General features: G+C 71.7%; 17 protein-coding genes. 13 read left to right on the forward strand and 4 right to left on the reverse strand.

Annotated elements, in window-relative coordinates:
• From ribA to GQQ92_RS15745, 5 genes are all read left to right on the forward strand, one after another.
• Window positions 1–741, forward strand: a 741-nt coding sequence (ribA, locus tag GQQ92_RS15725; protein ID WP_232057749.1) for a GTP cyclohydrolase II, incomplete at its 5' end; no start/stop codon positions are given.
• Complete coding sequence (ribH, locus tag GQQ92_RS15730) at window positions 738–1226, forward strand: 6,7-dimethyl-8-ribityllumazine synthase (protein WP_157000252.1); 489 nt, start codon at window positions 738–740, stop codon at window positions 1224–1226. The genes ribA and ribH, both read left to right, overlap by 4 nt.
• A 369-nt stretch (window positions 1227–1595) precedes the next feature.
• Window positions 1596–1949, forward strand: coding sequence for a Fe-S protein (locus tag GQQ92_RS15735; RefSeq protein WP_157000253.1), 354 nt, complete (start codon window positions 1596–1598; stop codon window positions 1947–1949).
• A gap of 210 nt (window positions 1950–2159) precedes the next feature.
• A complete protein-coding gene (locus GQQ92_RS15740; RefSeq protein WP_157000254.1) occupies window positions 2160–3530 on the forward strand; it encodes an MFS transporter in 1371 nt (456 codons plus the stop codon).
• Window positions 3531–3960: 430 nt separating this feature from the next.
• The gene (locus tag GQQ92_RS15745; protein WP_232057750.1) at window positions 3961–4380 is read left to right on the forward strand and encodes a hypothetical protein; all 420 of its coding nucleotides are present in this window, start codon (window positions 3961–3963) and stop codon (window positions 4378–4380) included.
• A gap of 63 nt (window positions 4381–4443) precedes the next feature.
• Here the strand turns inward: GQQ92_RS15745 and GQQ92_RS15750 are convergent, their stop codons facing one another.
• Entirely contained in the window at window positions 4444–4794 is a 351-nt protein-coding gene (locus GQQ92_RS15750; RefSeq protein ID WP_157000255.1) for a hypothetical protein, read from the reverse strand.
• A gap of 166 nt (window positions 4795–4960) precedes the next feature.
• On the opposite strand from GQQ92_RS15750, the gene GQQ92_RS15755 reads away from it, so the two are divergent.
• The 5 genes from GQQ92_RS15755 to GQQ92_RS15775 all read left to right on the forward strand — a co-directional run bounded on the left by GQQ92_RS15755 (window position 4961) and on the right by GQQ92_RS15775 (window position 10354).
• Window positions 4961–5932, forward strand: a complete 972-nt coding sequence (locus GQQ92_RS15755) for a pseudouridine-5'-phosphate glycosidase (protein ID WP_157000256.1) — start codon at window positions 4961–4963, stop codon at window positions 5930–5932.
• The gene (locus GQQ92_RS15760; RefSeq protein WP_232057751.1) at window positions 5916–6854 is read left to right on the forward strand and encodes a carbohydrate kinase family protein; all 939 of its coding nucleotides are present in this window, start codon (window positions 5916–5918) and stop codon (window positions 6852–6854) included. Before GQQ92_RS15755 ends, GQQ92_RS15760 begins: the two co-directional genes overlap by 17 nt.
• A 37-nt stretch (window positions 6855–6891) precedes the next feature.
• Window positions 6892–7119, forward strand: coding sequence for a hypothetical protein (locus tag GQQ92_RS15765; protein ID WP_157000258.1), 228 nt, complete (start codon window positions 6892–6894; stop codon window positions 7117–7119).
• Between the two features lie 91 nt (window positions 7120–7210).
• Window positions 7211–9100 carry an ABC transporter ATP-binding protein gene (locus GQQ92_RS15770; RefSeq protein ID WP_157000259.1) on the forward strand — a complete coding sequence of 630 codons (1890 nt, stop codon included), beginning with the start codon at window positions 7211–7213 and terminating at the stop codon, window positions 9098–9100.
• Between the two features lie 342 nt (window positions 9101–9442).
• On the forward strand, window positions 9443–10354 hold the full coding sequence (locus GQQ92_RS15775) for a hypothetical protein (RefSeq protein WP_157000260.1): 912 nt from the start codon (window positions 9443–9445) through the stop codon (window positions 10352–10354).
• A 230-nt stretch (window positions 10355–10584) separates the two neighbouring features.
• On the opposite strand, the gene GQQ92_RS15780 is transcribed toward GQQ92_RS15775, so the two are convergent.
• A complete protein-coding gene (locus tag GQQ92_RS15780; RefSeq protein ID WP_157000261.1) occupies window positions 10585–12501 on the reverse strand; it encodes a phosphoenolpyruvate carboxykinase (GTP) in 1917 nt (638 codons plus the stop codon).
• 139 nt (window positions 12502–12640) lie between these two features.
• Here GQQ92_RS15780 and GQQ92_RS15785 point away from each other — a divergent pair, with 139 nt between their 5' ends.
• The 3 genes from GQQ92_RS15785 to GQQ92_RS15795 all read left to right on the forward strand — a co-directional run bounded on the left by GQQ92_RS15785 (window position 12641) and on the right by GQQ92_RS15795 (window position 15740).
• Window positions 12641–14083, forward strand: a complete 1443-nt coding sequence (locus GQQ92_RS15785) for a helix-turn-helix domain-containing protein (protein ID WP_157000262.1) — start codon at window positions 12641–12643, stop codon at window positions 14081–14083.
• Between the two features lie 278 nt (window positions 14084–14361).
• Complete coding sequence (locus GQQ92_RS15790) at window positions 14362–14703, forward strand: PadR family transcriptional regulator (protein WP_157000263.1); 342 nt, start codon at window positions 14362–14364, stop codon at window positions 14701–14703.
• The gene (locus GQQ92_RS15795; protein ID WP_157000264.1) at window positions 14700–15740 is read left to right on the forward strand and encodes a permease prefix domain 1-containing protein; all 1041 of its coding nucleotides are present in this window, start codon (window positions 14700–14702) and stop codon (window positions 15738–15740) included. Before GQQ92_RS15790 ends, GQQ92_RS15795 begins: the two co-directional genes overlap by 4 nt.
• 81 nt (window positions 15741–15821) lie before the next feature.
• Here the strand turns inward: GQQ92_RS15795 and GQQ92_RS15800 are convergent, their stop codons facing one another.
• Entirely contained in the window at window positions 15822–16625 is an 804-nt protein-coding gene (locus GQQ92_RS15800) for an SDR family NAD(P)-dependent oxidoreductase (RefSeq protein ID WP_157000265.1), read from the reverse strand.
• 92 nt (window positions 16626–16717) lie between these two features.
• Window positions 16718–17911: a thiolase family protein gene (locus GQQ92_RS15805; protein WP_157000266.1), complete on the reverse strand. Its 1194-nt coding sequence runs from the start codon at window positions 17909–17911 to the stop codon at window positions 16718–16720.
• Window positions 17912–17963 lie beyond the last annotated feature (52 nt).

Consider the following 17963-nt stretch of genomic DNA (forward strand, 5'->3'; position numbering starts at 1 on the left):
GCGGGCGCCGGCGCGGGCGCCGGCGCGGGCGCCCCGGCGGGGGGCGCCGACGCCGTCGACGCGCACACCGTCGTTCCGGCCCGGGTTGCCGAGTCGTCGCGGGTGCTCTTCGAGGTCGAGACGACCCTCCCGACGGTGCACGGCGAGTTCCGGGTGCGCGCATACCGCGACCGCGAGACGGGCGCCGACCACGTCGCCATCATCTCCGGCGAGCCGGCAGCGGATGCCGCGGGCGCGGTCGTGCGCGTGCACTCCGAATGCCTCACGGGCGAGGCGTTCGGCTCCCTGAAGTGCGAGTGCGGGCCGCAGCTCGACGCGGCGCTCGGCGAGATCCGCGAGCACGGCGGCGTCGTCGTCTACCTGCGCGGGCACGAGGGCCGCGGCATCGGCCTCATCAACAAGCTGCGGGCGTACCGGCTCCAGGAGGCGGGGCTCGACACCCTCGACGCCAACGTCGCCCTCGGGTTGCCGGCCGATGCGCGCGACTACCGTGCGGCCGGCGCGATCCTCGCCGACCTCGGCGTCGACCACGTGCGGCTGCTCACGAACAACCCCGAGAAGGTGCGACAACTCGAGTCGCACGGCATCCGGGTCGACGAGCGTCTGCCGCTCGTGGTCGGCGTCGGTGCCGTCAACACCGGCTACCTCGACACCAAGCGTCGCCGCATGGGCCACGCGATCGACGACGCCCAGCTCGCGGATGCCGCGGCCGAGGCACTCCTGGAAGGACACGCATCATGAGCGGAGCAGGCTCCCCCACCCTCGACATCGACGGCGCCGGGCTGCACGTGGTCATCGTCGCCGGCAGCTGGCACGACGTCATCACCGACGCCCTCATCGCGGGGGCGACGCGCACGCTCGAGGCATCCGGCGCCTCGTTCTCGCTCGTGCGGGTGCCCGGCAGCTTCGAGCTGCCCGTCGTGTCGAAGGCGGTGCTCGAGGCGGGCGCCGACGCGGTGGTCGCGCTCGGCGTGATCATCCGCGGCGGCACGCCCCACTTCGAGTACGTCTCGGCGGCCGCGACCGACGGGCTCACGCGGGTCGCGCTCGACACGGGCAAGCCCGTGGGTTTCGGCGTGCTGACCCTCGACGACGAACAGCAGGGGATCGACCGTTCGGGGCTGCCGGGGTCGAAGGAGGACAAGGGTCGAGAGGCTGCGGAGGCCGCCCTCGCCACGGCGCGCGCGCTCGGCGCGATCCGCGCCGTCTCGCCGTCGGTCGAGTAGCGCTCGCCGGTCGAGGAGCGCTCGCCGGTCGAGGAGCGCTCGCCGGTCGAGGAGCGCTCGCCGGTCGAGGAGCGACGAAGGAGCGTCTCGAGACCCGACCTGAGCGGTCTCGAGACGCTTCGCTCCTCGACCGACGGGAGGTCTCGAGACGCTTCGCCCCTCGACCGACGGGAGGAGGTCTCGAGACGCTTCGCCCCTCGACCGACGGGAGGAGGTCTCGAGACGCTTCGCCCCTCGACCGACGGGAGGAGGTCTCGAGACGCTTCGCCCCTCGACCGACGGGAGGAGGTCTCGAGACGCTTCGCTCCTCGACCGGCTCAATCGTTCGACGGTCGACTTCGACAAGCCGTAGAACATAGAATCGTGCCCATGGAGACCCTGCGCCACGTCGTTCTGCTCGTCCACCTCGTCGGTTTCGCCCTGCTCTTCGGCGCATGGGCGGTCGAAGCCGTCAACCGTCGGTACAAGGTGACGCGCCTCATGAGCTACGGCCTGCTCATCGCGGGTGTCGCGGGCCTCGCGCTGGCCGCCCCGTGGGGCATCTCGTACGACATGAACTACGTCAAGATCGGCGTGAAGCTCGTCGTGCTGCTCGCGATCGGCGCCCTGCTCGGCATCGGCTCCGCGCGTCAGCGCCGCAACGGTTCGGTTCCGCCGGCGCTCTTCTGGTCGATCGGCGTGCTCACGCTCGTGAACGCGGGCATCGCCGTCCTCTGGCGGTAACGCCGGGGCGGGGCATCCGCCGCTCGTCGCACCGATCCCGCCGTTCGTCGCATTCCGCGCCGACGGCGCCCGCCCAGCGTGCCCGCCCGAACGGCGGCGCGTAGGCTGGATCGGTTGCCACAAGCGACGATTCCCCCGCGTCCCGCGAGCACGGCCAGACCGACCGCCCGACGGCGCGCGTTCGATCACTGCACTGGAGTCTCGCCAGCAATGCCAGCACCATCCGCGGCCACGGCCGCATCCCCCGCTTCGACCACCCCCGCCAATCCGCGCAGTCGCGTGATCCTCGCGAGCCTCATCGGCACGACGATCGAGTTCTACGACTTCTACGTCTACGCCACGGCCGCGGTGCTCGTCTTCCCGCACCTCTTCTTTCCGACGGGCGACGCCACCACGGCGTTGCTCTCCTCGTTCGCCGTCTTCGGCGCCGCCATGGTCGCCCGCCCCCTCGGCGCGGTCGTCTTTGGCCACCTCGGCGACAAGCACGGCCGCAAGGCGACCCTCGTCGGCGCCCTGCTCACGATGGGCATCGCGACCTTCCTCATCGGCGTGCTGCCGACGTACGCGCTCGTGGGCTGGCTCGCTCCGCTGCTGCTCGTGATCCTCCGCATCGCGCAGGGCTTCGCGCTCGGCGGCGAGTGGTCGGGCGCCGCGCTCGTGGCGACCGAGAACGCCCCGAAGGGCAAGCGCGCCTGGTACGGCACGTTCCCGCAGCTCGGTGCGCCCATCGGCTTCATCATCGCCAACGGGCTGTTCCTCGTCATCGCGGCGGTGCTGCCGAGCGACGACCCGTCGATGCCGTCGCAGGCGTTCCTCGACTGGGGCTGGCGCATCCCGTTCCTGTTCTCGGTCGTGATGGTCGCGGTCGGCCTCTGGGTGCGCCTGCGCCTCGTGGAGTCGACGGCGTTCACGAAGGCCGCGACCAAGGGCAAGCTGAAGAAGCTTCCCCTCGCGACGGTGTTCAAGAGCTACTGGAAGCAGCTCATCCTCGGCACGTTCTTCATGCTGGCCACCTACGTGCTCTTCTACCTGATGACCACGTTCTCGCTGAGCTACGGCCGCGCCCCCGTCGAGGCCGCCGACGGCGCGCTGCCCGGCCTCGGCTACTCGTACTCGACGTTCGTGCTCATGCTCATCGGCGGCGTGCTGTTCTTCGGCGTGTTCACCCTCGTGTCGGGCCCGCTCGCCGACCGTTGGGGCCGCCGCACGACGCTCATCTGGGTCACGCTCGGCATCATCGTGTTCGGCCTGCTCTGGGTGCCGCTGCTGAACGCGGGCTTCGCGGGCGTCATGATCTGGCTCGTCGTGGGCTTCTCGCTCATGGGCCTCACGTTCGGCCCGATGGGCGCCCTGCTGCCCGAGCTGTTCCCGACGAACGTGCGCTACACGGGTTCGGGCATCTCGTACAACGTGTCGTCGATCCTCGGCGCGGCGGTCGCGCCGTTCATCGCGGTCGCCCTGTGGCAGGCCGGTGACGGCAGCCCGTTCTGGGTCGGCGTCTACCTGTCGGTCATGGCCGTGCTCACGCTCATCGCGCTCCTGCTGTCGAAGGAGACGAAGGACGTCGACCTCGACGCCTGACACGTCACGAGCGAGCGGATGCCGAGGCATCCGGTGACCCTCTGAGGGGCGGATGCCGCGGCATCCGCCCCTCTTCCGTCGGCGCCCGGGATCTGTGCCCCGACACTGCAGGAAGATTCGGCCGACGCGCCGGGGTGCGGATGCCGCGGCGCGGCGTGTTGGTCGGAAGTTCCTGCAACTCGGTCGGGCGGTTGGGTCGGGCGGGCCGGGCGGCCCGACTCGGCCGGACGGGCCGGCCGGGCAGGGTGGGCTGGGGCAATGCGGGCTGGGGCAGTGCGGCCAGGCACGTGACCGAGGGTTCACGTGAACGTCACGCACGGCCCTTCACGCGGGGTCGGCCCCGGCGTAGCATGGCCGCGAGCAGGGCAGCCGAGTCATCCGCCGCCGCCGGCCGGCACTCGCAGCCCCGGAAGCGAGCGATGCGATGAACATGACGATGGACATGATGAAGGGCGCCATGTCGTCGTCGGAGATGCCGATGGACGGCATGGATCCGATGATGATGCAGGAGTGCCTCGAGGCCCTCTCGGCGTGCATGCAGGCCTGCGTGATGTGCGCCGATGCCGACGCCGCCGAGGGCATGGGGCGCTGCGCGTCGATGTGCTCGAACTGCGCGGACGTGTGCGACGCCATGATGCGGATGATGCTGCGCACGCGCGGCTGGGACATGGCCGTGATGATGTCGATGATGCAGGCGACGGCCACGACCGCGCGGGCGTGCTCGGCCGAGTGCATGATGCACGCCGAGATGAGCGAGCACTGCCGCATGTGCGCGATGGCGTGCGATCAACTCGTGACGACCATGGAGAAGATGTCGGGCATGATGCGCGACGCGATGCCCATGGGGTGAACCGCGCCGCGCGCTGTGCCGCGAGCCGCGGGCGCCGCCGCGCCCGAGCCTGTGCCGCGCGGGTCAGGCGTCGGCGACGCTGAAGCGCCGGTCGCCCGCGGCGAGCACCCCGTAGACCCCGTGCAGGGCGACCGGGTCGCCGACGGCGAGGGCACCGCCGAACGCGTCGTGCTGCCACACCCGGCGGATGCCGCCGTCGAGGGTCGCGATCCAGGCGTACCCGGTCGTCGTGTCGACGGAGGTGACGATCGCGTCGATCCAGCGGCTCGCGGTGACGGCGGCGAGCCGCTCCTGCACGGCGTTGAGGCCGTGCCCGGCCCGCTCACTCGTGCACCCGGCCGCCCGCTCGCAGCCGCGCATGCCCGTGGCCTCGCCCGTGGCGGGGGTGACGGCGTGCGGCTCGCGGTGCGGCATGAGGGCTCCTCGGGGTTCGATGCGGCCACGTTACGCTCGCGATCCGCGGATGTCGCGGGGCCGGCGTCACACGCGGAAACACCCACGTCACACGCCGAAACACCGGTCGGATGCCGGGCGGCGGGCCTCCGCTCAGGCGTCGGCGGGCGCTCCTACGATGACGGGCATGCAGACGCACCCAGAACGCGACGACGACGGCGACGACGACGCCGGCATCCGCGGCATCGACGGCATCCGCGGCATCCGCATCGGCGAGGCGGTGCGCGAGGCTCTCCGACGCGGCGCCCCGGTGCTCGCGCTCGAGTCGACGATCCTCACGCACGGCCTCCCGTCGCCGCGCAACCTCGAGGTCGGCCTCGCGTCCGAGCAGCAGGTGCGCGAGCTCGGCGTCGAGCCGGCCACGATCGGCGTGGTCGACGGGGTCGCGGTCGTCGGCCTCTCCCCCGACGAGATCGAGCGGCTGTGCACCGCCGACGGCGTGGTGAAGGCGAGCGTGCGCGATCTGCCCATCGCCCGCGCGAAGCGGCTCGACGCCGGCACCACCGTCGCGGCGACGGCGTGGCTCGCGCACCGCGCCGGCATCCGCGTCATGTCGACGGGCGGACTCGGCGGCGTGCACCGCGGGGCGTCCGAGACCTTCGACGAGTCCGCCGACCTCGGCACGCTCGCGACGACGCCGATCACGCTCGTGAGCGCCGGCGTCAAGTCGATCCTCGACATCGGGGCGACGCTTGAACGGCTCGAGACGCTGAACATCCCGGTCGTCGGCTACCGCACCGACCGCTACCCGGCGTTCTACGTGACCGACTCCGGCTTCTCGCTCGACTACCGCATCGAGTCCCCGGCCGAGGCGGCCGATCTCGCGCACGCGCGCGACGAGCTCGGACTTCCGCAGGCGGTGCTCGTCGCCAACCCGGTCGAGGCCGCGAGGCAGCTCGACCCCGAGTTCCACGACCGCGTGCTCGCCGAGGCGCTGGCCGCGGCATCCGCTCAGGGCGTCGTCGGGCACGACACCACGCCGTTCCTGCTCGAGCACGTGCAGCGGGCGACGGGCGGCGCGAGTCTCGAGGTGAACCTCGAGGTGTACCGCGGAAATGTCGCGCTCGGGGCGGAGATCGCGCGTGCCGTCGCCCGTTGACGGGGTCGGCGCCGACGCTCGGCAGGGCCGGCCGACCGGGCGGCTCGCCGTGGCCGGCGACCTCGTCGAGGACATCGTGGTCTGGGCGAGCGAACCCGTGCACCGCGCGACCGACACCGCCGCGCGGGTGTTCCGCGCCAGGGGCGGCAGCGCCGCGAACGTCGCCGCACTCGCGGCGGGCTTCGTCGAGACGCGCTTCATCGGCCGGGTGGGGGCGGATGCCGCGGGCGACGCGCTCGTCGCCGCGCTCTCGTCGAGCGGGGTCGAGGTGCGCACCCAGCGCGGCGGACGCACCGGCACGGTCGTGCTGCTGATCGACGTCGACGGGGAGCGCACCATGTACCCCGACCGCGGCGCCTCCGCGGAGCTCGAGGGGGTCGACGCCGCGTGGCTCGACGAGGTCGGGCTGCTGCACCTGCCCGCCTACGGGTTCGAACGCGAGCCGATGCGCGGCGAACTCGCCCGGCTCGCCGCGGCCGCCCGCGCCGCCGGCGCCGAGGTCTCGATCGACGCCTCCTCGACCGGGCTCCTCGAGGGGCTCGGCGTGGGGTTCGCCCTCGACCTCGTCCGCGGCATCCGGCCCGACGTGCTCTTCGCCAACGAGGACGAGGCGGCACTGCTCGGGCTGACGGACGGCGGCCGGGTCGCGGCATCCGTCGCCCCGACCGTCGTCGTCAAGCACGGCGCACTGCCCACCGACGTCATCGTCGACGGGCGGCTCTCGGCCCGGGTCGACGTCGAACCCGTCACGGGCATCCGCGACCTCACGGGCGCGGGCGACGCGTTCGCCGCCGGGTTCCTCGCGGCGAGGCTGCACGGTGCGGATGCCGAGACGGCGTGCCTCGCGGGGCATCGCTCCGCGGCATCCGTGCTCGGAAGTCCGGGAGCGCACGCGGCCGCCTCCTCCGACTCGTCAATGTGAGTTGACGTTCTTCCACGTGTCAACTACGGTTGACGGCATGGACGACACGACCATCCGGACGGCGATCGCCGCGGCCGACGGCGACGACCCCTACCGCGCCCTGCGCGCGCTGCACCACGCCCGCATCGAGGTGAACCGCGAGCTCGACCGGGCCGAGGCCGTCGCCGTACGGCGTGCACGGGCGGCAGGGTCGAGCTGGCAGCTCATCGCCCTCGCGCTCGACGTCTCCAAGCAGGCTGTGCACAAGAAGTACGGTCGCAGCTGAGCGACGTAGGCTGTTCCGGGCGAACGCCGCGGAACCCGGTCGCATCGAGCTGCACCGCATCGCCCTCCGCCGCACCGCCCAGGAAGAGACGATGAGCCAGACCCAGCACCGCACCGCCCCCCGACGCAGCCCGTTCGCCCGCCCCGCGAAGACCGAAGGGCCGCGCGCTTCGTTCTCGCAACTGCTGCCCTTCATCTTCGAGCACCGGCCGGTGCTGGTCTGGGTGGCCGCCCTGTCGATCGTGGGCGCGCTCACGACCCTCGCCCAGCCGCTGCTCGTCAGCCGCGTCATCACCATCGTCGAAGCCGGCCAGCCGCTCGACTGGATCGTCTGGGCCCTCATCGTGCTCGTCATCGTGAGCGGCGTCATCTCGGGCTACCAGCACTACCTCCTGCAGCGCACCGGCGAGGGCATCGTGCTCTCCAGCCGCAAGCGCCTCGTCGCCAAGATCCTGCGCCTGCCGATCGCCGAGTTCGACACGCGCCGCACGGGCGACCTCGTCTCGCGCGTCGGCAGCGACACGACGATGCTCCGCGCGGTGCTCACCCAGGGCCTCGTCGAGGCCATCGGCGGCACGGTCACGTTCATCGGCGCGCTCATCGCGATGCTCATCATCGACCCCGTGCTGCTCGGGCTCACCGTGCTCGTCATCGCCGTCGCCGTCGTCACCGTCGTGCTGCTGTCGCAGCGCGTGCGCGGCGCATCTCAGGCCGCACAAGAGAAGGTCGGCGACGTCGCCGCCTCCGTCGAGCGCGCCATCGGGGCCGTGCGCACCATCCGCGCGGCCGGCGCCACCGAACGCGAGGGCCGCACCATCGACGGCGAGGCCGAGGGCGCCTGGCAGATGGGCGTCAACGTCGCGAAGATCTCGGCGCTCATCGTGCCCGTCGCGGGCATCGCGATGCAGGTCTCGTTCCTCGTCGTGCTCGGCGTGGGCGGTTACCGCGTGGCATCCGAGGCGATCACCGTCGCCAACCTCGTGGCGTTCATTCTGTTCCTCTTCATGATGATCATGCCGCTCGGCCTGTTCTTCGGCGCGATCACCTCGGTCAACCAGGCGCTCGGCGCCCTCGGCCGCATCCAGGAGATCCTCGACCTGCCCGACGAGGACGCCCACGACCGCGACCTCGCCCCGCTCGCCCTCATGGTCGGCGACGCGAACGCCGGCGTCATGCCCGATGCCGCGGCGATCAGCCTCGACGACGTGCACTTCGCCTACGCCACCACCCGCACCGACCCCGCCGACCCCGGCAACGAATCCGACGACGCCGCGGCGAACGAACCGTCGGTGACCGATCGGCAGCCCGTGCTGCGCGGCGTCTCCTTCGACGTGCCCCGCGGGCAGCGCATCGCGCTCGTCGGGCCGTCCGGCGCCGGCAAGTCGACGATCCTCGCCCTCATCGAGCGGTTCTACGACCCGTCGATCGGCACCGTGCGCATGGGCGGCCTCGACCTGCGCTCGCTCGACCGCGCCGAACTCCGCGCGCAGATCGGCTACGTCGAACAGGACGCGCCCGTGCTCGCGGGCACCCTGCGCGAGAACCTGCTGCTCGGCAGCCCCGACGCGACCGACGACGAGTGCGAGCACGTGCTGCGCGCCGTCAACCTCGGATCCGTGCTCGACCGCGACCCCGCCGGCCTCTCGGCCGCCGTGGGCGACGACGGCATCATGCTCTCGGGCGGCGAGCGCCAGCGCCTCGCCATCGCGAGGGCGCTCCTCGCGGCGCCGCCGATCCTGCTGCTCGACGAGTCCACCTCCTCGCTCGACGGCGTCAACGAGCGCATGATGCGCGAGGCCATAGACCAGGTCTCAGCCGGGCGAACGCTCATCGTCATCGCGCACCGCCTCTCGACCGTGATCGACTCCGACCGCATCGTCGTGCTCGACGGCGGGCGCGTCGTCGGCGAAGGCACCCACGCCGAGCTCGTGGCGTCCGTGCCGCTGTACCGCGAGCTCGCGGAGCACCAGCTGCTCGTCTGACCCGCGGGCACGGGCTCGCGCACGGGCTCGGGCTCGGGCTCGCGCTCGGGCTCGCGCTCGGGCTCGGCGAGCACTGGCATTCATCGAGTCGCCCACTTCCGTCCAAAGCCGGGCAACTCAGCACCACCAGCGCCCGCACGCTCCCCGAGTCGCCCACATTCGTCCAAAACCGGGCAACTCGGCACCACCAGCGCCCGCACGCTCCCCGAGTCGCCCACATTCGTCCAAAGCGGGGCAACTCGAGCAGGCCACTGCATCTCCACAGGCCGTTGGCGGAAGCATCCTTCCCCAATCGGCCGTCCGAGTCGCGGGGCACCCCGGCAAACGCAGCAGGCTCTGAGCGTGACCGCACATTCGAAGCTCCCGGCCGCGCTCCGACGCGCCGGATTCACGGTTGCCGAAGCCGAGGCATCCGGTGTTACCTATGGTCGTCTCCGCGCACGCGACCTCTCGACTCCGTACACCGGCACTCGCATCGAGGCGGGCACCATCCTGGACACGCGTGCGCGGAGTCTGCTCCTCGTGCGCCGGCTCGGCGACGGCGTCTTCGTCAGCCATGCGACGGCCGCCCACCTTTGGGGATTCCACCTCGACCGAGCCGAAGACGAGCCGATCCACCTCTCGGTCCTGGCCCCGCGAAGAGCACCGCATGCCGCTGGGCTCCGCGGCCATTCGCTCAGGCTGCGCAACGGTGAGGCGATCGCCCGCTTCGGCGTGCCCATCACCGCCCCCATCAGGACGTGGCTCGACCTCGCTGCGACCGGGTCCTCCGTCGACGACCTGATCGTTGCGGGCGACCGCCTCCTGAGCAGGCGGGCACCGCTCGCAGAACCCGACGCACTCGTTCGCGCCGTCGCCGGGTGGAAGGGCCGCGGCACGCGCAACGCCGCGGCGGCTCTGGCGAAGCTCGAGTCGTGTGCCGACTCAGGTCGCGAGACCAGGCTGCGAGCGGCGCTCGTAGCGCGTGGACTGCCGACACCGACGGTCCAGCATCCTGTGCACGACGACACCGGAGAACTCGTCGGGCACGCCGATCTCGCGTTCCCCGAGTACCTGACGCTGCTCGAGTACGAGGGCGACCACCACCGCACCGATCGAGGGCAATGGACCCACGACCTCACACGCTTCAACCGGTATCAGCGTGCAGGCTGGGCGGCGTTTCGCGTCAACGCCGGCAACTTCGCCTCGCTCGAAGCGACGCTCGACCTCGTCGAAGCACACCTCCGATCGCGAGGATGGCGGCCTGCAGCGTGACCTCGGCATGCACGCGGTCCTGCGCAGTGGCCGCGCCCGCGCCCGGCGCGAGTTGCCCGACTGTGGACGCAATCGGGCGACTCGGTGGGAACGCGAAGGTGTGCGCAGAACTGGGAAGCGCGTGCCGCGGGCAGACGGATGCCCCGGACAGGCGCGCATTCCCGTACGCGCCCACCGGGGCATCCCAACGAGGGGCCGTGCGCTTGGAGCACCGCACGACCCCGAGCGCGCTACGCCCGGTGTTCCAGGTGGTAGCGCAGGCTTGCGAGTTCGGCGCGCAGGGCGGCCGGCACGCGGTCGCCGAACTGCGCGAAGTACTCGTCGGTGAGGTCGCACTCGGCCAGCCACGAGTCGCGATCGACGTCGAAGAGCTGCTCGAGCGCGGCATCCGTGATCTCGAGTCCGTCGAGGTCGAGCGAACCCGACGCGGGAAGCAGGCCGATGGGCGTCTCGACGACGTCTGCGCCGCCCTCGACGCGGCCGACGATCCACTCGAGCACGCGGGAGTTCTCGCCGAATCCGGGCCAGAGGAACGAGCCGTCGTCGCCCTTGCGGAACCAGTTCACCTGGAAGATCTTCGGAGCCTTCGTGCCGAGCACGCGGCCCATCTTGACCCAGTGGCTCCAGTAGTCGGCCATGTTGTAGCCGCAGAACGGGAGCATCGCGAACGGGTCGCGGCGGAGTTCGCCGACGGTCCCCTCAGCCGCGGCCGTCTTCTCGGAGGAGATCGTGGCGCCCATGAAGACGCCGTGCTTCCAGCTGCGCGCCTCGGCGACGAGCGGCACGTTGGTCGCGCGCCGTCCGCCGAAGAGGATCGCGTCGATCGGCACGCCGTCGTGGGCGTCCCAGTCGTCGGAGATCTGCGGGCACTGGGCAGCGGCGACCGTGAAGCGCGAGTTCGGGTGGGCGGCCGGGCGACCGGATGCCGGCGTCCAGGGGTTGCCCTCCCAGTCGGTGAGCTCGGCGGGCGCCTCGTCGGTCAGGCCCTCCCACCAGACGTCGCCGTCGGGTCGGAGCGCCACGTTCGTGAAGATCGTGTTGCCCCAGAGCGTCTCGACCGCGGTAGGGTTCGTCGAGGCGCCCGTTCCGGGGGCGACGCCGAAGAAGCCGGCCTCGGGGTTGATCGCGTACAGGCGGCCGTCGGCGCCGGGTCGCATCCACGCGATGTCGTCGCCGATGGTCTCGACGCGCCATCCGGGGATGGTCGGCTGGAGCATCGCGAGGTTCGTCTTGCCGCACGCCGACGGGAACGCGGCGGCGACGTGGTACGCCTTGCCCTCGGGCGAGGTGATCTTGATGAGCAGCATGTGCTCGGCGAGCCAACCCTCGTCGCGCGCCATGACGCTCGCGATGCGCAACGCGAAGCACTTCTTGGCGAGCAGGGCGTTGCCGCCGTAACCCGAGCCGTACGACCAGATCTCGCGCGAGTCCGGGAACTGCACGATGTACTTGGTCTCGTTGCAGGGCCAGTCGACCTCGGCGACGCGGTGTCCGACGCCGTCGACGAGCGGGTGGCCGACGGAGTGCACGGTGCGCACCCACGGGTCGCCGGCCTCGATGAGGCGGTAGACCTGCTCGCCCATGCGGGTCATGATGCCCATCGAGAGCACGACGTAGGGCGAGTCGGTGATCTCGACGCCGAGCTGGCTGATCGGTCCGCCGAGCGGTCCCATCGAGAACGGCACGACGTACATGGTGCGGCCCTTCATCGAGCCGTCGAACACGTCGTCGAGTTCGCCGCGCATCGCCTTGGGGTCGCGCCAGTTGTTCGTGGGGCCGGCGTCCTCCTCGTAGGTGGAGCAGATGAAGGTGCGGTCCTCGACGCGGGCGACGTCGCGCGGGTCGGTGCGCGCGAGGTAGCTGTTCGGGCGCCATTCGGGATTGAGCTTGATGAGTCGCCCCTCGGCGACGAGCTGCTTCGTGAGCACGTCGGCCTCGTGCTTCGAACCGTCGCACCAGACGATCGCGTCGGGCTTGGTGAGGGCGGCGATCTCGGCGACCCAGGCCCGCAGGTCGGGATCGACGGTGCCCTGCGCGGGAGCGGAGCCAGTGGCACCGACGGATGCCTCGACGGTGGCGTCGACGGGTGCCTCGAAGCCGGATGCCTCGACGGATGCCTCGGTGCCGGCGAACTCGGAGATGGTCATCGTCGTCCCTTCTGGTGGGTCCGTTCTCGCGGGTCGCGAGCCTCGGAATCGGTTCGTGTTTCAAGAATGCGTCGAAATGGGACGTCTCGTTGGCCAATTCGACTGTTAAGAATGGGCCTTCTTTCGATAGGCTTAAGGCATGAAGGCCGGAACCCCCGATCTCGCGACCCTCGGTCAGCGCATCCGCCATTTCCGCGGCGAGCGCGGCATGACCCTCGACCAGACCGGCGAGGCCGTCGGGCTCGCCGGCTCGCAGCTCTCGCTGATCGAGAACGGCAAGCGCGAGCCCAAGCTCTCCACGCTCGACGCGCTCGCGAGCGCGTTCGGCATCGCCCTCGGCGACCTGCTCTCGCCCGAGGCGCCGAGCGCCAGGGCGGCGCTCGAGCTCGAGCTCGGCCGCGCGCAGACGAGCCCCCTCTATGCGAGCCTCGGCCTGCCGCCGATCCGACCGGGTCGCGGCATCTCCGACGAGGCACTGGAGGCCATCGTCGGGCTGCACCGTGAGCTGCAGCGGCGCGCCAGCCAGGCGATCGCCACGCCCGAGGAGGCGCGGCGCGCCAACACGCATCTGCGCGAGCGCATGCGCGCCGAGGCCAACTACCTGCCCGACATCGAGCAGCTCGCCGAGGAGCAGGTGCGCGCTGCGGGCCATCGCGCGGGCGCCGTCACGCACCGCGAGGTGAGCGTCATGGCCGAGCGGCTCGGCTTCCAGCTCATCTACGTCAACGACCTGCCCGACTCGACGCGGTCGATCACCGACCTCGAGAACGGGCGCATCTACCTCCCGCCGGCGTCGATCCCGGGCGGCCACGGCCTGCGCTCGATGGCGCTGCAGGCCATGGCGCACCGACTCCTCGGCCACCAGCCGCCCGCGAGCTACGACGAGTTCCTCTGGCAGCGCCTCGAGATCAACTACTTCGCCGCCGCGTGCCTCATGCCGCGCGAGGCATCCGTCGCCTTCCTCCAACAGGCCAAGAAGGAGAAGCGGCTCGCCATCGAGGATTTCCGCGACGCGTTCGGCGTCACGCACGAGGCGGCCGCGCTGCGTTTCACGAACCTCGGCACGTCGCATCTCGACATGACCGTGCACTTCCTCCGCGTCGCGGGCGACGGCGCCCTGCTCAAGGGGTACGAGAACGACGGCCTGCCGCTGCCCACCGACGTCACGGGCTCGATCGAGGGCCAGTGGGTGTGCAAGAAGTGGAGCGCGCGCTCGGCGTTCGAGCACACGAACCGCACGACCGAGAACTACCAGTACACCGACACCCCCGCGGGCACGTTCTGGTGCGCCACGCAGACGGGCCGAACGGATGCCGCGGAGTTCTCGATCTCGGTCGGGGTGCCGTTCGCGCAGGCGAAGTGGTTCCGCGGGCGCGAGACGACGCTGCGGGCGGCGTCGACCTGCCCTGACGAGGCGTGCTGCCGCCGGGCGCCGGGCGGTCTCGCCGAGCGCTGGGCGGGCCGCGCCTGGCCGAGCGCGCGCCTGCACGCGCATGTGCTCTCCCCCTTGCCGTCGGGCACGTTCCCCGGCGTCGACGACGCCGAGGTCTACGAGTTCCTCGAGGCGCACGCGGGGCAGTAGCGCTCGCCGTCGCGCTCGCGCTCGCCAGTTCAGCGCGGCACCCGGCCCAACCCACCCGACGGGATTGCCAATTCAGGACGGCACCCGGCCCAACCCGCCCGACGGGATTGCCAATTCAGGACGGCACCCGGCGTGTCGCCCGCCGCATGCGGCAGCACGGGCCGCGACACGACTCCGCTCCTGAATTGCGAGAGGGAAGAGTGACGGGCGGGCGGACGGGCGGGCACACGATGAGGTGTCGGTTGCAATAGTGTGCGTGACACAGTATCGTGTGGAGCATGGACCAACCCGACGACACGACGGCCGCGCACCTGCAGGAGCTGCGGCGCGGCACCGTCGTGCTCGCCTGCCTCGAGCGTCTGCGCACCCCCGACTACGGGTACGCGCTGCTCGAGTCGTTGAACGGCCTCGGCATCCTCGTCGACGCGAACACGCTGTACCCGCTGCTGCGTCGGCTCGAGAAGCAGGGGCTGCTCACGAGCGAGTGGAACACCGACGAGGCCAGGCCACGCAAGTTCTACCGCACGAGCCAGACCGGCGAACGACTCGCCGCCGCGCTCATGGCCGACTGGCGCCGCATCGACGACGCCCTCACCGGACTCACGGGAGACGCATCATGACCACCCTGACCGAGCGCTACGTATGGGCCGCGGCCCGCAGCGTGCCCGAATCGCAGCGCGAGGAGCTCTCGCGCGACCTCGCCGAGCGCATCGCCGACACGATCGACGCCCGCATCGAGTCGGGCGCCTCCGATCCCGAGTCGGCCGAGCGCGACGCGCTCGTCGAGCTCGGCCACCCCGCGACGCTCGCCGCGAGCTACAGCGACCGACCGCCGATGCTCATCGGCCCGCGGTACTACTTCGTCTGGCGGCGGCTGCTGATCTTCCTCGAGTCGTTCATTCCGGCGACGGCCGCCGCGGCTTCGGCGCTCGGTCTCGTCATCGCGGGCGGCGGCTGGGAGGTCGTCGGCCAGGCGATCGGCATCGGCGTCACCGTGGCCGTGCACCTCGCGTTCTGGTTGACGCTCGTGTTCGCCCTGATCGAGCGCGCCGGCAGCGGGCAGTGGCCGGGCACGGGCGCCGCCGCAGACGGGCGCGGCTCGGCGGAAGCAGACCCGCTCGCCTGGACCCCCGAGCAGCTCCCCCAGCTGCCCGAGTCGCGTCGGCCGCACCGCCGCGCCGACCTCATCGCGACGCTCGTGTGGCTCTGCATCGCCGCGGGCCTGCTCCTGTGGCAGCAGTTCGGCGTCGTGTGGGAGGACGGCGAGCGCAGCGCCGTGCCGCTGCTCTCGCCCGAGCTGTGGGCGTTCTGGATCCCGTACCTGTACGTGCTCATCGCGCTCGAGGCGGGGTTCGCCGTGTGGATCTTCCGCAACGACTGGAGCCCGGCGAGCGCGGTCGTCAACGTCGTGCTGAACGCGGCCTTCGCGGTGCCGCTGATCTGGCTCTTCGTCGAGGGGCGGCTGTTCAGCGACGAGTTCCTCGCCGTCGTCTCGCCGCACCTCGATGCCGATGCGGTCCGGGCGCTGTCGGTGCTGTTCGTCGCCCTCGTCGTCGGCGCCTGCCTCTGGGACGCGATCGACGGCATCGTCAAGGCGGCCAAGGGCGGCGGTCGGGGCACGCTGAGCTTCCCGGGCAATCGCAGCACGCGGCCCTAGTCGACGCAGCCGTAAGCGGCCCGAACCCGGAAACGCACGAGCGAGCGGATGCCGCGGCATCCGCTCGCTCGTGCGAAGCCGCTACTTCGGCTGCATGCGGATCGCCCCGTCGAGGCGGATCGTCTCACCGTTCAGCAGCGGGTTCTCGACGACGTGGCGCACCAGCGCCGCGTACTCGGCGGGCGTGCCCATGCGCGAGGGATGCGGGATCTGCTCCTCGAGCGAGGCCTGCACGTCGGCGGGCATGCCGGCCATCATGGGGGTCTGCATGATGCCCGGTGCGATCGTCACGACGCGCACGAGCAGCTTCGACAGGTCGCGCGCGAGCGGCAGGGTCATGGCCGCGACGCCGCCCTTCGAGGCCGAGTAGGCGGCCTGCCCGATCTGCCCGTCGAAGGCCGCGACCGAGGCGGTGTTCACGATGACGCCGCGTTCGGCGGTCTCGGGCACGCCCGGCAGCGACTGCACCGTGATCGGGTCGTTCGCCGCCATCGCGGCGGCGGCGAGGCGGGCGACGTTGAACGTGCCGATGAGGTTGATGCGGATCGTGCGCTCGAACGCGTCGAGCGCGAGGGGCCCGTCGCGGCCGACGGTGCGGCCGGCCGTCGCGATGCCCGCGCAGCTCACGGCGACGCGCAGCGGCGTGCGCTCCTGCACGAGATCGATGGCTGCCTGCACGGATGCCTCGTCGGTGACGTCTGCGGGCGCGAACCGCACGCTGCCCGCCGAGCCCTCCGACAGCTCGCGGGCCGTCTGCTCGCCGGGGGAGCCCGGGAGGTCGAGGATGACGACGTCGGCGCCGGCGGCGGCGAGCACGGCGGCCGTGCCCCGCCCGAGGCCCGAGGCGCCGCCGGTGACGATGGCGCCGGATCCGTTCAGCTGCATGAGTGGTCCCTTCGTGGGTGAGGTTGGTGAGGTGGGTGAGGCGCGAGGAGCAGGTGCGCGACGAGCGGATGCCGAGGGCCGGCCGCCGGGCGTCAGAGGCGTTCGATGATCGTGGCGTTGGCCATGCCGCCGCCCTCGCACATGGTCTGCAGGCCGTAGCGTCCACCGGTGGCCTCGAGCTGGTTGACGAGGGTCGTGAGCAGACGCGTGCCCGAGGAGCCAAGCGCGTGCCCGAGCGCGATGGCGCCGCCGCGCGGGTTGAGCTTCGCGGCATCCGCCCCGGTCTCGGCGAGCCAGGCGAGTGGAACCGACGCGAACGCCTCGTTGACCTCGTACGCGTCGATGTCGTCGTGGCCGAGGCCGGCGCGTTCGAGCACGCGCGCCGTGGCGGGGATCACGCCTGTCAGCATGTACAGCGGGTCGCTGCCGACCACCGCGAACGAGCGGAACCTGGCCCGGGGCTCGAGCCCGAGCTTCGATGCCGCGTCGGCGCTCATGATGAGCGCGGCCGACGCGCCGTCGGTGAGGGGTGACGAGTTGCCGGGCGTGATGCGCCAGTCGAGGTCGGGGAACCGTGCGGCGAGCTCGTCGGTGCGGAACGCGGGATTCAGGCCCGCGAGCCCCTCGGCGGTCGTGCCGGGCCGCACGGTCTCGTCGGCGAGCGAACCGGGCGAGCCGGGCAGGTCGACGCCGTGCACGGGCACGACCTCGGTCGCGAACGCGCCGGCCTCGCCCGCCGCCGCGGCGAGCGCGTGCGAACGGGCCGCGAACGCGTCGAGCTCGTCGCGCGACAGGCCCCACTTCGCGGCGATGAGCTCGGCCGAGACGCCCTGGTTGACGAGCCCGTCGGGATAGCGCGCGGCGAGGCGGGGGCCGTACGGGTCGGCGCCCTGCGTCGACGACCCGAGCCGCACGCGGCTCATCGACTCGACGCCGCACGCGATGACGATGTCGGCCTGGCCCGACATGACCGCCTGCGCTGCGAAGGTCGCCGCCTGCTGGCTCGATCCGCACTGGCGATCGATGGTCGTGCCCGGCACGTGCTCGGGGAACCCGGCGGCGAGCACAGCGTTGCGGGTGACGTTGTAGCTCTGCTCGGCGACCTGGCTGACGCATCCGCCGATCACGTCGTCGATGAGGCCCGGGTCGAGGTCGTTGCGGTTGACGAGCGTGTCGAGCACGCCCGCGAGCAGGTCGACCGGGTGCACGCCCGAGAGCATGCCGCCGGGCTTGCCCCGCCCGACGGGGGTGCGGATGACATCGACGATGACGGCTTCGGCGCTCATGGCACCAGCCTACGTCCGGCCGCCGCGCCCACGGATTCCCCGCGTCGCGCTC

Origin of the sequence: Agromyces terreus (assembly GCF_009749465.1) — a bacterium.
Taxonomy (GTDB): domain Bacteria; phylum Actinomycetota; class Actinomycetes; order Actinomycetales; family Microbacteriaceae; genus Agromyces; species Agromyces terreus.